Source organism: Paenibacillus konkukensis (genome assembly GCF_023523925.1).
Lineage (GTDB): Bacteria > Bacillota > Bacilli > Paenibacillales > NBRC-103111 > Paenibacillus_S > Paenibacillus_S doosanensis.
Window position 1 is genome coordinate 3,110,348 of record NZ_CP027059.1, and the last position, 15,001, is coordinate 3,125,348.

The 15,001-nt window shown below is 57.9% G+C and carries 11 protein-coding genes; 3 read left to right on the plus strand and 8 right to left on the minus strand.

Annotation, left to right across the window (positions count from 1 at the left end; genetic code table 11):
• Positions 1 to 20: 20 nt before the first annotated feature.
• Positions 21 to 1,307, minus strand: coding sequence for a beta-N-acetylhexosaminidase (nagZ, locus tag SK3146_RS13250; RefSeq protein WP_249865485.1), 1,287 nt, complete (start codon positions 1,305 to 1,307; stop codon positions 21 to 23).
• Between the two features lie 206 nt (positions 1,308 to 1,513).
• Here nagZ and SK3146_RS13255 point away from each other — a divergent pair, with 206 nt between their 5' ends.
• Positions 1,514 to 2,173 carry an SGNH/GDSL hydrolase family protein gene (locus SK3146_RS13255; protein ID WP_249865486.1) on the plus strand — a complete coding sequence of 220 codons (660 nt, stop codon included), beginning with the start codon at positions 1,514 to 1,516 and terminating at the stop codon, positions 2,171 to 2,173.
• Positions 2,174 to 2,349: 176 nt separating this feature from the next.
• On the opposite strand, the gene SK3146_RS13260 is transcribed toward SK3146_RS13255, so the two are convergent.
• From SK3146_RS13260 to SK3146_RS13275, 4 genes are all read right to left on the minus strand, one after another.
• Complete coding sequence (locus SK3146_RS13260) at positions 2,350 to 3,444, minus strand: M24 family metallopeptidase (protein ID WP_249866287.1); 1,095 nt, start codon at positions 3,442 to 3,444, stop codon at positions 2,350 to 2,352.
• A 421-nt stretch (positions 3,445 to 3,865) separates the two neighbouring features.
• On the minus strand, positions 3,866 to 7,054 hold the full coding sequence (locus SK3146_RS13265) for a bifunctional cytochrome P450/NADPH--P450 reductase (RefSeq protein WP_249865487.1): 3,189 nt from the start codon (positions 7,052 to 7,054) through the stop codon (positions 3,866 to 3,868).
• 199 nt (positions 7,055 to 7,253) lie between these two features.
• Positions 7,254 to 7,832 (minus strand): TetR/AcrR family transcriptional regulator, encoded by a 579-nt coding sequence (locus SK3146_RS13270; protein ID WP_249865488.1) that lies wholly within the window; start codon positions 7,830 to 7,832, stop codon positions 7,254 to 7,256.
• Between the two features lie 257 nt (positions 7,833 to 8,089).
• Positions 8,090 to 9,097 carry a helix-turn-helix transcriptional regulator gene (locus tag SK3146_RS13275; protein ID WP_249865489.1) on the minus strand — a complete coding sequence of 336 codons (1,008 nt, stop codon included), beginning with the start codon at positions 9,095 to 9,097 and terminating at the stop codon, positions 8,090 to 8,092.
• A 95-nt stretch (positions 9,098 to 9,192) separates the two neighbouring features.
• On the opposite strand from SK3146_RS13275, the gene SK3146_RS13280 reads away from it, so the two are divergent.
• Positions 9,193 to 10,560 (plus strand): MFS transporter, encoded by a 1,368-nt coding sequence (locus tag SK3146_RS13280; protein ID WP_249865490.1) that lies wholly within the window; start codon positions 9,193 to 9,195, stop codon positions 10,558 to 10,560.
• A 398-nt stretch (positions 10,561 to 10,958) separates the two neighbouring features.
• Here SK3146_RS13280 and SK3146_RS13285 read toward each other — a convergent pair whose 3' ends face one another.
• The gene (locus tag SK3146_RS13285) at positions 10,959 to 11,465 is read right to left on the minus strand and encodes an ADP-heptose synthase (RefSeq protein ID WP_249865491.1); all 507 of its coding nucleotides are present in this window, start codon (positions 11,463 to 11,465) and stop codon (positions 10,959 to 10,961) included.
• A gap of 629 nt (positions 11,466 to 12,094) precedes the next feature.
• Here SK3146_RS13285 and SK3146_RS13290 point away from each other — a divergent pair.
• A complete protein-coding gene (locus tag SK3146_RS13290) occupies positions 12,095 to 12,460 on the plus strand; it encodes a FlxA-like family protein (protein ID WP_249865492.1) in 366 nt (121 codons plus the stop codon).
• 338 nt (positions 12,461 to 12,798) lie between these two features.
• Here the strand turns inward: SK3146_RS13290 and SK3146_RS13295 are convergent, their stop codons facing one another.
• Positions 12,799 to 14,136 carry an amidohydrolase family protein gene (locus SK3146_RS13295; protein ID WP_249865493.1) on the minus strand — a complete coding sequence of 446 codons (1,338 nt, stop codon included), beginning with the start codon at positions 14,134 to 14,136 and terminating at the stop codon, positions 12,799 to 12,801.
• A 32-nt stretch (positions 14,137 to 14,168) separates the two neighbouring features.
• A complete protein-coding gene (locus SK3146_RS13300) occupies positions 14,169 to 14,987 on the minus strand; it encodes a carbohydrate ABC transporter permease (RefSeq protein ID WP_249865494.1) in 819 nt (272 codons plus the stop codon).
• Positions 14,988 to 15,001: the final 14 nt, after the last annotated feature.

Genomic DNA, 15,001 nt, shown 5'->3' on the forward strand with positions numbered 1-15,001 from the left:
TCACGCGATGGGGGAGCTCTTTATTTGGCCGAACCGCTATTTCCGGTCCGGGTGCTGGCGGAGTTCACTACCGAACGAATATCCGCAGCCAGCTTCCCCGTATCCGGCTCCGGCAAGCTATCGCTGTCGGCCGGCAGCTTCGCCTTCTGCTTAAGCTTGACAATGCGGGCCGCGCTCGCGTCGATCGCTTCCTTGGAGAGAGTCCCGTCCTCCGCGGCCTTCTTGAGCGCGTCCAATACCGCTTGCTGCTGCGCCGGATCATGGCCGACCAGAACGATGTCCGCCCCCGCTTGCACCGCTTTCACTGCAGCCGTACCGATAGGCATCGTCTTCGTGATCGCCTCCATCGTCAGATCGTCGGTAATCACGACGCCTTGGAAGCCGAGCTCCCCGCGCAAATAATCTTGAATGATTACGCGGGATAACGACGAGGGCACATCCGGATCGAGCTTGGTGACAAGCAGATGGGCTACCATCACAGCGTCAGCCCCTTGACGGATCGCTTCGGCGAAAGGAACGAACTCCAGGCTGCGCAGCCGGTTTATATCGTGGTTAACGACGGGAAGATCTTTATGGGAATCGACCGACGTATCGCCATGCCCCGGAAAATGCTTCACGACGGAAATGACGCCTTGCCCCTGCAGCCCTTTCATTTCCTGAATGCCCATTGTGCTGACCGTATCGGCCGAATTGCCGAAGGAACGATCGCCGATCACCGGATTATTCGGATTGCTGTTTACATCGAGCACGGGGGCGAAGTCGACGTTCAAGCCGTACGCATTCAGCGCCTTGCCCAGCATGCCGCCTATGCGGAGGGCATAGTCCGGGTCCTCCGTCTTCCCAACTGCCAGACTGGTCGGGAAAGCAGGCAGCTCCTTGGGCAGCCGCGCTACCCTTCCGCCCTCCTGATCCGCACTAAGCAGCAGCGGCAGCTTTCCTCCCGCGTTCGCCTGCCTCATATCGCTGATCAAGCTCCAGGCTTGATGAGTATCCTTAATATTATCGCTATAAAAAATAAATCCGCCTACATGGTCATCCGTAATATGCTTGCGAGTTTGCGCGTCGAGCGCGGTGCCTTGCACGCCGAACAGCATCATCTGGCCCAGCTTCTCCTCCGTAGTCATCCGGTCCGTAACGGCGTGTACAGGGTCCGGTGTCGGAGTGGGCGCAGGGGAAGGACTCGGCGTTGTAACCGCCTCCGGCGTCGGCGCCGCTTCCTGACGGCTCGGCGCGGAGCATCCCCCCGCCGCTATCACAGCGCAAACGATCACCGAACCAAGCGCTGCACGCATCCATTTTGAGGTCATTTCATCACCAGCTCCTTCCTCCATGTTCATCTTATCTAGTTTGACTTGAACGATGCCAATTTATCCCTTATTCGGCGCGAAAATCTCCCCCGGGGACGGGCGGCCAATTTAAAGCTAAAATCACTTGCCGGAAGGAAAATCATCCCGCCGGCGAGAATAGTACATGGAATAACGCTACCTAATTATGAGAGAGGATGAATTCAACCATGCTATTGCAAAAAAAAGACCGGCTGGTCATGATCGGCGATTCCATCACCGATTGCGGCCGCAAAAAACCCGAAGGCGAAGGGCGTAACGACGCTCTTGGCAGCGGTTACGTCGCCTTGGTCGACGCATTTCTGCAGTCGGTATATCCGCAGCTCGGCATCCGCGTCACCAATATGGGCATCAGCGGCAATACCGTGCGCAACCTGAAGGAAAGATGGCAAACCGACGTGGTCGACTTGAAGCCGGATTGGCTGTCGATTATGATCGGCATCAACGACGTATGGCGTCAGTACGATCTGCCGCAAATCGGCGAGAAGCACGTTTACATAGATGAATACGAGCAGACGCTCCGCGAGCTGGTAGAGCGCACCAAGCCTTCGCTGAAAGGTCTTATCCTGCTCACTCCTTACTATATTGAGCCGAACGAAGCGGACGGCATGCGCGCGGCGATGGATCAATACGGTGCCGTTGTCAAGAAGATCGCCGAAGAAACCGGCGCGATTTTCATCGACACGCAAAAAGCGTTCGAGCCGGTGTTAAAGCATATTTATCCGGCTACTCTGGCCTGGGATCGCGTCCATCCGAATATGACCGGGCATATGACCTTGGCAAGAGCCGTCCTTAATGCCATCGGTTTTTCCTGGAACGGAGACAACTAAGCAGCATACGGTTCCGATCAGGACGATGGACGATTGGCTTATGCCAGCCTCTTCCAAGGAATGAACCTCGGGCCGCCGCTATACAGCGCCGGCCTTTTTTCTCGTTTCATCCCGAAAGACAAGCTCCGTATCCGTTTCGGAAGCCGCGCCGCGGCAGCCCTCCGCAAACAAGCGGACTAAACGCCGATGACCGTCAATTCCTTGGGATAAGAAGTAAGCACGCGAGCTCCATCCTGTGTGACGAGCACATTGTCCTCGATCCGTACGCCGCCAAGTCCCGTAATATAGATGCCCGGTTCGGCCGTAAACACCATGCCTTCCCGCAGCACATCCGGATTGTTGCCGTGGATCGACGGATACTCGTGAATTTCCAGACCGAAGCCGTGCCCGGCGCGGGTAATGAAATATTCCCCGTAGCCATGCGATTCAATGACGCTGCGCGCGGCCCGGTCGAGGCTGCCGAACGTAACGCCCGGCCGTACGGCCTGAATCATGTGCTCGTTAGCTTTCAGCACAATATCGTAAATTTCCCGGCAGCGCTCTCCGACATCCCCTACCGCGAACGTTCTCGTCAAATCCGAAGCATAGCCGTCTACGAAGACGCCGGCGTCGATCAGCAGCAGCTGTCCTTCCTTCACCGGGTCGGTCCCCGGAGCGCCGTGCGGCAGTCCCGTCTTCTCTCCCGTCAGCACCATCGTATCGAAGGACGGCCCTTGCGCTCCCAAGCGCTTCATCCGGTATTCCAGCTCCGCTACAAGCTCGATTTCCGTAACTCCCGGCTTCACGAGCGCGACCGTCTCCTTGACCGCTTCCTCAATACAACCGATCGCCCGCTCGATCGCGGCGATTTCCGGCTCGCTCTTCAGCACGCGGAAGCCCGCAATGGCGTCGTCGAGCTCCACCGCCTGCCGCGCGCCCGTCGCTTCCATCAGCCCGCGATAGCGTCTGACATTCAGATGCTCCGCTTGAATCCCGATCCGGTTCATCGTCTTGCCGGATGCATGACGCCGCAGCACTTCATAGGGGTTATCCGTATCCTCGTGAGAGATGATGCGTTGAACGCTCGAAGCCCGCGCCGCCTTCTCGTAATCAAGGATCGGAACCATCAGAAACGGCTCCTCTCCGCTAGGACAGACAAGGGCCATAAACCGCTCGTGCGGGTCGGTGTAAAATCCTGTAAAATAGTAAACCAGCTTGGGCAGCGTTATGAAAATAACATCAAGCGATTCCTCTTGCATAAGCGTATACAGCTTCCCGATGCGTTCCTTCATCAAATCGATCCCTGCCTTTGCCCGTAATTTTCGTTGGGATAGTTCTCCAATTAAATTGTACCATAAACAACGCCCGGGTCTCATCCGGGCGCGGCCGTTAACGAGTGCGTCCCTCCGTCGCATCGCCCTCGTGCGGCCCCCGTTTTCCTCCGGAGCCGTCATACCGAAGGCGAACGCTGCCGCTTATACAGGCGGTCTCCGCAAGCCTCGTCTTCTGGTTCATCGAGCTTTCAGAAGTATGACGTTTAACGTTAAAAGCTTTGCATGGCAAAAGGACCGTCCGGTCGTGAAGACCGGACGATCCTTATATTCAGCATAAGCCGGGCCGTTACAGCCGCCTCCGAGGGCAAGCCAGCATACGGAAGCTGCCGGTCCGCCGGTCCCGCCCGCTTACGGCAATACAGAAGGAGCTTACCGGCTGTTATAGCCCGGCCCACACATCCTTTACATACCGGCCCTCGGTCTGCAGACCGTCCAGCCAGCTTGTCGCGGTTTCCTCCGCCGCGCCGTGAACTTCGCGGTACGCTTCGCGCAATGCCGCTTCGACCCCCGGCGCCATCCGGCTGCCGTCTCCGCATACGTACAATATGGCGCCCCGGTCGAGCAAGCCGACGATTTCGGCGCCGTCCCGCTTCAGCATATCCTGCACATAAGTTTTCGCATGCCCTTCCATGCGGGAGAACGCGGTATGCAGCTTCACCAGCCCGTCGCGTTCATATTGCTCCAGCTCCTCGCGGTACAAGTAATCCTGCTCCGGATGGCGGCAGCCGAAGTAGAGACGCGCCTCTCCGAGAGTATGTCCCTCCTGCCGCAGCGCCCTCCGCGCTTGCAGGAAACCGCGGAACGGCGCCACGCCGGTGCCCGGTCCGACCATAACGATCGGCGTTTCCGTCTGCTGCGGCAGCTGGAAGCCCGATTCCGGGGTGCGGACGAACAGCACGACGGCGTCTTGCTCGCGGCGGCCTGCCAAGTAATTCGACGCTACGCCGCGATATTCGCCTCTTCCGCTCTTGGCCGGGCCTCGCACGACGCCGACGGTAATGCTGGCCGTATCCGCGCCGGCCTTGGGCGAGCTGGAAATCGAGTAGTACCGCGGCTTCAGCGGCGGCAAAAGCTCGATGAACCGCTCGAACGGCAGCTCGCATGCCGGATACTGCTCCAGCAGCTCGAGCATCGTCAGCCGCTTGCCGAGCACCTCTTCCTTATAGGCGTCCTCCTGAAGGAGTGCCTCCAGTTCTTTCTTATGCGGGGGGCAGACCGTGAAGGCGGCCAGCTCCCGCAGCTGCGCCCGGGTGGCCGCTTCCTGCAGCTCCACGCTGTGGCCGAGCAAATCTTGCACGCTGATCGGCCGGTCGAGCGGCAGATGGGCGGCGCTGCGCCCGCTCGCGCTGATAATGATATGATCGCTGGCATGCAGCCTGAATCGGCGCAGGACGCGATCGACGAGCTCCGGAGCATTCTCCGGAATGACGCCGAGATGATCCCCTTCCTGATAGGCAACGCCTTCCGGAAGCCGAATCTCCAGATGGCGCGTGCTGCGTCCGCTGCCCGGCTGCTGCAGCTCGCGGTTTGCGACGACCGTCGCCAGCTGCGCCTCGTAGCTGTCGGCGAGCGGCGTGCCGACAAGGCCGCTGACGAACTGCACGCTGAGCGTGCTGCGCTCCTGCTTCTGCGCCTGCCCGCCGATTTTCAAGCCGAACGCTTGAAGCACATCCGGCCACAGAAGGTCGCCCCATTCCTCGATTTGCTTCTCGAAATCGCCGCTGGCGTCCGCTTCCCCGCGTACGGCCAGCCTAGTTGCGCCCTTGGCGGCGAGCTGCTCGTCGATCAGCCGCGGCACCTGCTGGTAGGTACCGGCCCAGTTATGGTCGCCGCAGCCGAATACCGCATAGCGAACGCCTTCCAGCTCGCCGGGTTCCACGCCTTCGAGCCATTGCACGAATTCGCGCGCATTGCTCGGCGGCTTGCCGTTGTAGGAGGCCGATATGATGAAGACGGCCCCTTCCTTCGGCAGCTTGCCGACACGGTCGTTCAGCGGCGCGACCTCGCTTACGAAGCCTTGGTAACGGGCGGTGTCGGCCAGCTCTCTGGCGATGCCTTCGGCCGTGCCGAGGTTGGAGCCGTAGAGCACCAGAAGCGGCGTATGATGCGCTTCAACTTGAGCAGACGCAGTCTCTACCGCTTGCTGCTTGCTTCCCGCGGCGGGCTCTGCCCCGGGCGCCGCGAAGGCAAATCCGGCATGCGCGCCGCGAGAGCGGACGCGCATCGTGAAATCGTCCGGCTTCAAGGTCAGCGTTTCTTTAACCTTCAGCTGATAGTTGGTATGATCGATGATTTCAAAATGCTTCAGCACCATGCCGAGCACGAGCGTCGCCTCCTGCAGGGCGAATTGCTGCCCGATGCAGGCGCGCTGGCCGTTGCCGAACGGTTTGTACGCGTGATACGGAATTTGACTCGGGTCCTCGAACCGTTCCGGTACAAACTCCTCGACATTGTCCCCCCATACATCCGTATCGCGGTGAAGCTTCGGTATAAGGACGTTGACGCTGTCGCCTTTTTTCAGCGGGTATTTGCCCGCCAGCATCGTGTCCTCCTTCGCATAGAGGGAGAACGCCGGAGCGGTTGGCCACAGGCGCAGCGCTTCGTTCAATATCATCCGGATATACTTCAGCTCGCGCACCTGCGTATAGCTCGGAATCGGGTCCGTCAGCACCCGGTCCACCTCTTCGTAGGCTTTGCTCAGCTTCTCCGGATTTTTCAGCAAATAATAAATCGCGAAGGACAGCAGTCCGCTTGTCGTTTCGTGCCCGGCGATCAGGAAGGTGATGATCTGGTAACGGATATTTTCGTCATCCAGCGCTTCGCCCGTATCCGGGTCTTTGCCGCTCAGCATATGGGCCAGCAAATCCTCGCCGCCCTGCAATCCGTGCGCCTTGCGCTCGGCAATCATTTTGTCCACCAGTGAGAACATCGCCTGAATATCGTGCTTATACTGCCGCTTCGTAATGACCATCAGCTTATCCTGCAGCCCGAGCCGCTGCAGCTGGTTCATCGCCTCGTTCAGCGCGCGCACCATGCTGGTGATAAACGGATGCGGCTGGTCGCGGTAAAAGCTGTTAAAGCGGTAATTAAATCCGCATAAACCGATCGTATCGAGCGTCAGCCGGGTCATGTCCTCCGGTACGTTGACGCTTTCGTCGGGATTCAGCCGCCCCCACTTCTGAATCAGCTGCAGCGCCAGATCGACCATCATGTTATGGTAACCCTGCATCGCGCGCTGGCTGAAGCTCGGCAGCAAAATGTTATGCGCCTTTCGCCAGTTCGGCTCCTCCGTTTCGCTGGTGAACAGACCGTCTCCGGCAAAAGCGCGCACCTTTCTAAGAGGCGCCCACACTCTTTTATCGAAACGCGATTCGTCGCAAGCATCCTCCACCAGCTCATAGCTCGAAATGAAAATTTCCGATCTGCCCGGCAAATCCATACGAAAAATAGGGCCGTACTCATTAGAAAGTTTGACCATCGACTGCACGGGCTCCTCCAAATTGAGCTGAGGCAGATTGCCCAGCGGGCCGAAGGTTTTGGGCTGCGGGATATGAACAGATGATGACATGGTGCTTCATCCTTTCCTGTAATAGTCGGTTTCATTCCGTTATACTTCCAATATCCTGTTAGTTTTCCTAAAGAAATGATTACTATGCAGCTTTCACCACAGGAATGAATATTCATTCCGTTCGGGATAAAAAGACGGGCAGAGCGCATTCTCGTTCCAAATCCGCTAAAACCGTCTTTATTAAAAGGCGCGGGCCCAATTACGGATGATGAATCCGTACCGCATCCCAGCAGCTTTCTTCAATCTGCGCGAGCAGCTCGGGCGTTTCCGCCAGCTTGCCGGCCCGGATCAGCGTGAATATTTTCGTAAAGGCGCCGAACACAATTCCGATCAGCGCGTCCGCAGGCAGCGGGCGAATCCAACCCTGCTCCTTGCCGCCGTCGGCATAGGAGTGAAGAAAATCGAGCAGCTGCTGGAATCGGTCGCGGCTGAGATCGTCCAAATAACGGGCATTGCTGTGAGTCTCGATGAAGTACAGCTCGTGAATATGCTCCTTGGCAAAGCCGACCATGCCGTAAAATATATGCCGGAACTGCTCGCGGATCGTTCCCGAAGACGGGTAGCCGCGCATTACCGATTCGTGCAGCCGCGCGACGCCTTCTTGGAACAGCACGTTAACCAGCACTTCTTTGCTCTCGAAATAGCGGTAGATCGTCCCCGCTCCGACTTCCGCCTTATCGGCGATCATCGGCACGGTCGTTCCGTCGTACCCCCGTTCGGCGAATAAGACGAGCGCCGCCTCGGCGATCTTATCCCGCTTGCTTATCGTCGCTTCCAAGTGATATTTCTCCCTCCTTGTTAAAGTATGGTAAATTTATACTTGGTCTGCGGTCAATGGACAGTGGCCTACGGCCCGCAGGTTAAAAAAGGATGTGCGGAATGAATGTTCATTCATAACGTCATTGTACATGAAACGTCCTCCTCTTGCAAATGCGGCCAAGTGCGCAAGCGGCCGCCCACCTTCTCCAAACGATCCGAATCGAGGATCTTTTCTTAAAGGAAAGCGTCTTGCCGATCGGCAGCCGGGCGGCTCCGTTAGGAATACAAGCGCATGATCTTCCCGGCGCAGCTCCGAAGTTTTTCTCGCAGCTCGGACGGTTCGATAACCTCCGCATCCATGCCTAAGGCGAGCATCCGGTCGGCGGCCGTCTCCATGTTCTCGAAGGCCAGTACCCATCGCTGCCAGCCCGGGCGAACGGGGGGCTGCGCGGCGGCGGAGACGCTGTCCTGCGGCACCGCCCTGACATCCCTTACTTTGGCCAGAAGCCGACGCGCCCGGTCTTCCGGGAAGTCGGCGACGACGGAATAACGGAATTGTCCGGCTTCCCAATCCGCAACCCACTGCGGCCAAAATACGGACAGCTTAAAGCCGTCCGGGCGAACGAATCCCTCCTCCGTCCGTTCGAAAGAGCGGATTCCGGAGAGCCGCAGCGCGGTAATGCGCCCGTTCAGGCCCGCAACGATAAACCAGACGCCTGCCTTGGCGACAAGCCCGTACGGGTCGATCATCGCTGCGACGGCTTCGCCGGACCGGTTGACGTAAAGCATCCGGACCCGCTTCTCTTCCCATACCGCCTGCTGGGCGGCCGTAAGGAAAGCCTCGTCCTCCGGGTGGGAGCGCCATGATTCCGTATCGAGAAAGATCCGGTTTTGAATCCACTCCGCATCCAGACGGCTTTCGCTCGGCAGCGCATTAAGCAGCTTCAGCAGAGCGGTCTGCAGCGCAGAGCCGATCCCCAGCTGCCGAAGCGGCTCCCCCGCCAAATGGACGAATAGCGCATGAATTTCCGGCGTGGTCAAGCCGTCGAGCCGTGTCCGGTACTCCTTGGGCAGCGAAATGCCCCCTCCGGCGCCGGAGTCCGTATAGACCGGAACTCCGGCTGCGCTGAGCGCCTCGATATCGCGGTATATGGTGCGCTCCGACACTTCGAGCCGCCGCGCCAGCTCCTTAGCCGTCATCCTGCCTTCCAGCTGCAAATGCATAATAAGCGAAATAAGCCGATCTGCCCGCATAATGCCTCCTATGCCCGTCTCCAATTTCATCCTAATTGTATATCACTGACAGTAGATGTCAACGATCGCCTGCTACAATGACTGTATCCTTGCGGATTACCGGAAAGAAGAAGAAGGTGAAGTAATTGAAAAGAATCCAAACGTGGCTTGGCACTCATCGCACCGCGCGGCTCCTGCAGACTGCCGCTATTTTGCGCAGCATGTGCCAAGGCATCGGCGTGGTAGCCTTGACCTTATATTTGAAAGAGCTCGGCTGGAGCGGCGGCGCCGTCGGGGAGCTTCTGGTCGCAGCGGGCTTGTTCAGAGCGGTGATGGCCGCCTTCGCCGGAGAGTTGAACGCGCTTCTCGGACCCAAGCGGTATATGCTTCTATGGGAGACGGTCCTTGCCGTCTCGCTGCTTGCCATCACCTGGACGGCGAACCCGGCCGCGTTGTGCTGCGCCGCCGTGGCGTCCGGCTTTGGACGCGGTCACGCCGGATCGGGCGGTCCCTCCGCGGCGGTCGAGCGCAAATGGCTGATCGCCTGCTCGGGCAAAGCCTATTCCCGCGCTCTCGGCGTGCATGCCTTCGCCGGTTATATCGGCATGGGAGCGGGCGCACTGCTCGCCGCTCTCACACCGCTCTGGCAGCATGCGCTGCCGGGCGCAATGCAGTTCCGCCCCCTGTTCGCCGCGGCGTTTGCGCTCGCAGCGGGCTGCACGCTCGTCATCGCCGCCGTTGCCGGAGGCGAGCGCAAAGCTGCCGCTCCGGCCGGCGCCCGAACGCCGAAGCGTATGGGCGCGCCGGGTGCAGACGGGACCGGAGCGGCGCCGGCGAAGCCGTTATCCGGCTTCGTTCATCTGCTCAACGGCATGGCGGCCGTTATGGCGACGACGCTGACCTCCTACTGGCTGTCCGCCAAATTCGGCGCTGCTCCGGAGATGATCAGTCTCGTATTGGCCGCTTCGTACGGCGGCGCGGCGGCATCGGCGCTGCTGAATATCCGCCTCGCCGAACGCGTCGGGACGCACCGGACCGTCGTCTGCATGCAGCTCGGCGGCATCGTCTTCGCGCTGCTGCTCCCTTGGTCGCCGTCGTTCGGACTGGCGGCGCTGCTCGTAGCCGGCTGCACGACATGCAATTTGGGCACGCGCGCCAGCCGGACGGATGCGGCTGTGCAGACCCGGACGGAGCGAGGGCAGACAAGCGCGCAGCTGTGGCTCTACAGAGCCAAGAGCCTGCTGCTGCGCTTCGGCATCCTTCTGTGGCCGGGGGCCTTCGGGCATATGATCGACCGCGGCCATTGGGCGCTGCCCTTCTATATCGCGGCCGCCGTCCAGCTCGCAACGACATGCTGGTATATCCGCAGCCATGACCTCCGCTCTCCGCCGCGTCGGTCCGAACCCGCAGCGGCGGCCCCAACCGAAGGCGCAGACCGGGCAGACGCCGCAGGCGAACCTCCTGCCGAGACGATGCCCGGGGCAGGGAACGTTCCCCTCAAATCCGGAACTTAAACGGATTTGCAGCCCATGTTTACGGCGCTGCAGGCAAGGCGCTGCCCTCGCAGCAAGGATGCCTCTCCAAACGCCTCTATGCCGGGTGCCGCGCCAACGTCAAAAAGCCGTCCGAATCCATCATTCCGGACGGTTATTTCTTCAAGCTCTTGTGCGCCGAACGCTGCATTCGCTTATGCCATGCCTTTCGTTTTGCGGCCGCGGCGCCGTCAATTTCGATTTCGTTGTCCGCAATCAACGGAATGTTACATAATCCATTGAGATCAACCTAGCCTGCGGATATGTCCCGGCCGAAACCCGTACATTTGGGTATGGGGAGGGAATCGGATATAGGATTCCGACCGTACTCCCTCTTGGATCTACCTCGAGCTCTTGCGCTTCCCTTTGCCGGCGCCCGGCTATACCATGCCTTCTTCCTCCACGGCAAATTCGAAGTCGTCGAGATCGAACACTTGAACCGGAATTTCCGCTTCGATAATTTTTTCGATAAGCTCCAACTGGTCCGTCATAATCGGCGCCTGCGCGCGCATCGCGGTCAAGATAAGCTCCGTCTCGATAGGATCGAACGCTTCACCGTACTCCTCGTTGTCGAAGGAATTGACCATCGTCAGCGTCACATGATCGCTAAGCGGCATGGGCGGGCTTTGCGTCCAAGGCACCGTCAGCGCTTTCTCGATTTTTTTGCGGTTCAGCGGCTCTTCCAGAAGTTCTATAAGCTCTTTGATTTTGGTTCTGACGTGGGTCTCATCCTTGGCGTCCGGCATGATCGGCTCGGGCGTATCCTTCAGTTCATACAACTCCCGTATCGTAGTATAAGGAATAATATATTCCACCGGCTGGCTAGGAACGAGCATCTCTCCGTAAACCGCCAGCATAACAGCTTCAATGACAAATTGTTTGCGCATCCGCTCCGCTCCCTCTCTTCTCTTATAAGGGTGGTGATTGAGCCCTTGTCCTGCGGTCGGTAGAAGTTTCACTCGCTGTTCCCACTTTCTACCCGCTCTCCGGCCATTTTTCACCACGCCTCTATATCATCGTAGTTAATACTTAAATACTAATTATAGCATGATTGCCGCCCACATACACCCGGGATGCGCCGCTCTCTGCGGGCGCTTTTCGTAAATCGCGGCTTCTTTCCCTCATTACGCTGTATCGTGCGGCACGTTGGAGCGCGCAAAACAGGAACAAATCCCCCAAAAGCCATCCATGCCGCTACGCGGCACCACAGACAATGGAAATGGGGTACCAAGAGTAATTTCCAGGGTAGTGACGTGATGCTCTGAAGCTTATTCCGTGCAAAATCCAAACCCCTTTGGCCTCCAGCTCCTAAACGCCCGCGCGCAGGACAGGCAATCCCAATATATTCATCGGCTGTTACTATATGAACCGAATATTTCTACGGCAGAGCAGCCTTGCTGTAAAGATTAAGCATTCCTTCAGCGTATCCTCAGCTTCCGTTCAGCTTGGCTGCCGATCTATAAGTGCAGGTCCGGTCTCCAAGCACCGTCCCTATCATAAGAAGGAGTGAACTCACATGAACATCTCATCGGCTTCCCTATCCTCCCTGTCGTCTTCCTCGTACTCGGCAAGCGGCTCCAGCGACACCTCTTCCCTCGAGAAGCAGAAGGAGAAGCTGCAGTCGCAGCTGGATCAACTTACCAAAAGCGGCAGCTCCAAGGACAATGAGAAGCAAATCCGCCAGCTCCAGCAGCAAATTCAGCGAATCGAGCAGCAAATCGCGCAGAGCCAGGGCCAAAGCCAAACAAGCGCGGCCGCCCAAGGCGCGCCCCAGCAGCCCCCTGCAGGAGGCACTCCGCCGCAAGGAGCAGGCTCGCCGCAGGGCCAAGCTCTCGGTCAAAACCGGGCGTCCGGCAGCTCCACGATCGATATTCGCATTTAGCGCCATGACGAATCGGACTCCTGGTAAAAGCCCCAGGTTACCGGGAGCGGCCTAAACCGGAAAACTGGTTCTAACGTCCCGGCATGTGAACCAATCCCCCAAAAGTGACGTGAATGCTCTGAAGCTTATTCCGTCCGCATCCAGCTTCGGCTGGATCGGCGTCTAACCAATCCGCCGGGATCGTTCTATGGTTAGACATTACTTTCGGGGAAGCCCCCGGATTTCCACAGGATATGGCTGCGCATCATTTCCTAAACAAAAACAAAAATCGCCCCCGTATCCGGTCTTTATCCGGACATCAGGGGCGATTCTCTTATTTTGAGGAGGCCGCAGCTCTCTTAAATTCCCGCTTTGCGGGCTATAGACTCCATCGTTTTTTGGCTTTCATGCATAATCCGCTCTTCGTCGAGCGTCAATACTTGACGGTTTTTCATGACGATCTTGCCGTCGATGACGACATCCTCCACATCGCGGCTCGTGACCGACTCCACGATCGTATTGATCAGGATGCGCGTCGGCGTTATATGCGGCTGATCGATGTCGATCAAAATCAGATCGGCTTTCTTGCCGGTTTCGACCGTTCCGATTTCATGCGCAAGCTGCATGGCGCTGGCTCCGCCGATCGTAATCATCTTCAGCAGCTCGTCGGCCGGCATCACGAGCGGATCGAACACTGGCAATCCCCAATAAGCATGTATGCCCGAGCGGAATACTCGCATTTCATCGAACAAGCTTAAGTTCGAGCCCGACGCCCCGTCGCTGCCCATACCGATCGACATACCCATCTCGATCATGCGCGGCGTTTTCGGGAAGCCGTGGGAGTTGAAGTTGGCGCGCGGGCAGTGCACGATTTTGACGCCGCGTTCCTTCAATATTTCCAGCTCATGCTCCGAATAGACGACGTTATGCGCCGTCAGCAAATTCGGTCCGAGCGCGCCGAGCGATTCGAGATACTCGACCGGACGCTTCCGGTAGCGCTCCAGGCAGTAGCGAACTTCGTCGCGATGCTCGGCCAGATGCATATGCAGCCCGGTATTGTACCGGCGCGCCATCTCCGCCGCCGCTTGAATCAGCTCCGGCGAACAGGACATGACCTGGCGAATGCCGAACCAGATATGGACCCGGTCGTCACCGGCCCCGTTATACGTGCGGTACAGCCACTCGTTGTTGTCGATGATCTGCTCCATCGGCTGCTTCATCGTGTCCGGCAAAAAATCGCCGATATCGATGCAAGAACGAGTGATCGCCGCCCGCATTCCCGATTGCACCGCCGCTTCGGCGACCTGATGCATATGGACGCCGCCGGCATCGGCGAAGGCGGTCGTTCCCGACTTGATCATCTCCAGGCAGCTCATCTCGGCGCTGACCCGCACGTCCTCTTCATTCATATTGCCTTCGAACGGAACGAGAATGCGCGACCAGATCATCGGTAGCTCGTCCATCGTCCGCCCTTTAAGCAGCTGCTGGCAAGTATGCGTATGGGCGTCGACCAGCCCGGGCATGCACAGCTTGCCTTTGCCCGATAACGTCTCTGACGGCTCATATTTGGCCGCCAGTTCTGCGCTCGGTCCGATCTCCACAATGCGCGAGCCGTCAATAGCTATAGCGCGGTTATCTTCGATAGTAAACTCTGGCGTCATCACGCTGCAGTCTTTGATCAACAAATCGCATTTCATGTTATCACCTTTTTTCTATGCCTGCTTCCGTATCATTTGACTCCGCCCTCGGTCAGACCTCTGACGATAAACTTCTGGAAGAACAGCACCAGAAGCAGCACCGGCAGACTGCCGACGATTCCGGCGGGAAACATGATTTCGTAGGCGACCCGGTCTTCCCCGATAAATTCCGCCATTCGGACAGACAATGTTTTCACATTCATATTGGTCATGGCGCTGGCGAACAAAAATTCGTTCCACGCGCCCATAAATACAAAAATCCCCGTCGTGACAAGCCCTCCCATAGACAAAGGCAGCACGATTTTGCGAATGATCTGCAAGCGGGTGCAGCCGTCCAGCTTCGCCGCTTCTTCAATCTCGTAAGGAATGGAGACGATGAAAGCACGGAACATCCACACCACATAAGGCAGCGAAAAGCTGATGTAAGTCAGAATCAAGCCCTGGTGCGTATACAGCAGCCCCGTCATCCGCATGATCATAAACAGCGGTATGAGCAGCGCCATGTGCGGCAGCATCTGCGAGGCCAGCACCGTCAGAAAGAACGCGTTTTTGCGCGGAAATTGAAAGCGTGCGAACGCGTAGGCGCCCAACGAGCCGATCGTCAAGGAAATCGCGGTCGTAAAGCCCGACACGATGAAGCTGTTCAGCATGGCGGATGTGAACGATTTCTCCTTCAGCAGCTGAATATAGTATTTGATCGTCCATTCGCTCGGCCATACTTTCGGAGGATTGCTGAACAAATCTAGCGGAAGCTTGAAACTGGATAAGAGCAGCCATAGGACGGGAAACAAGATAAAGATCATCAATAAGATCGAGATCATCACCTGAACCGCTTTTTTCGCGTACTTCACACTCGAAAACATCC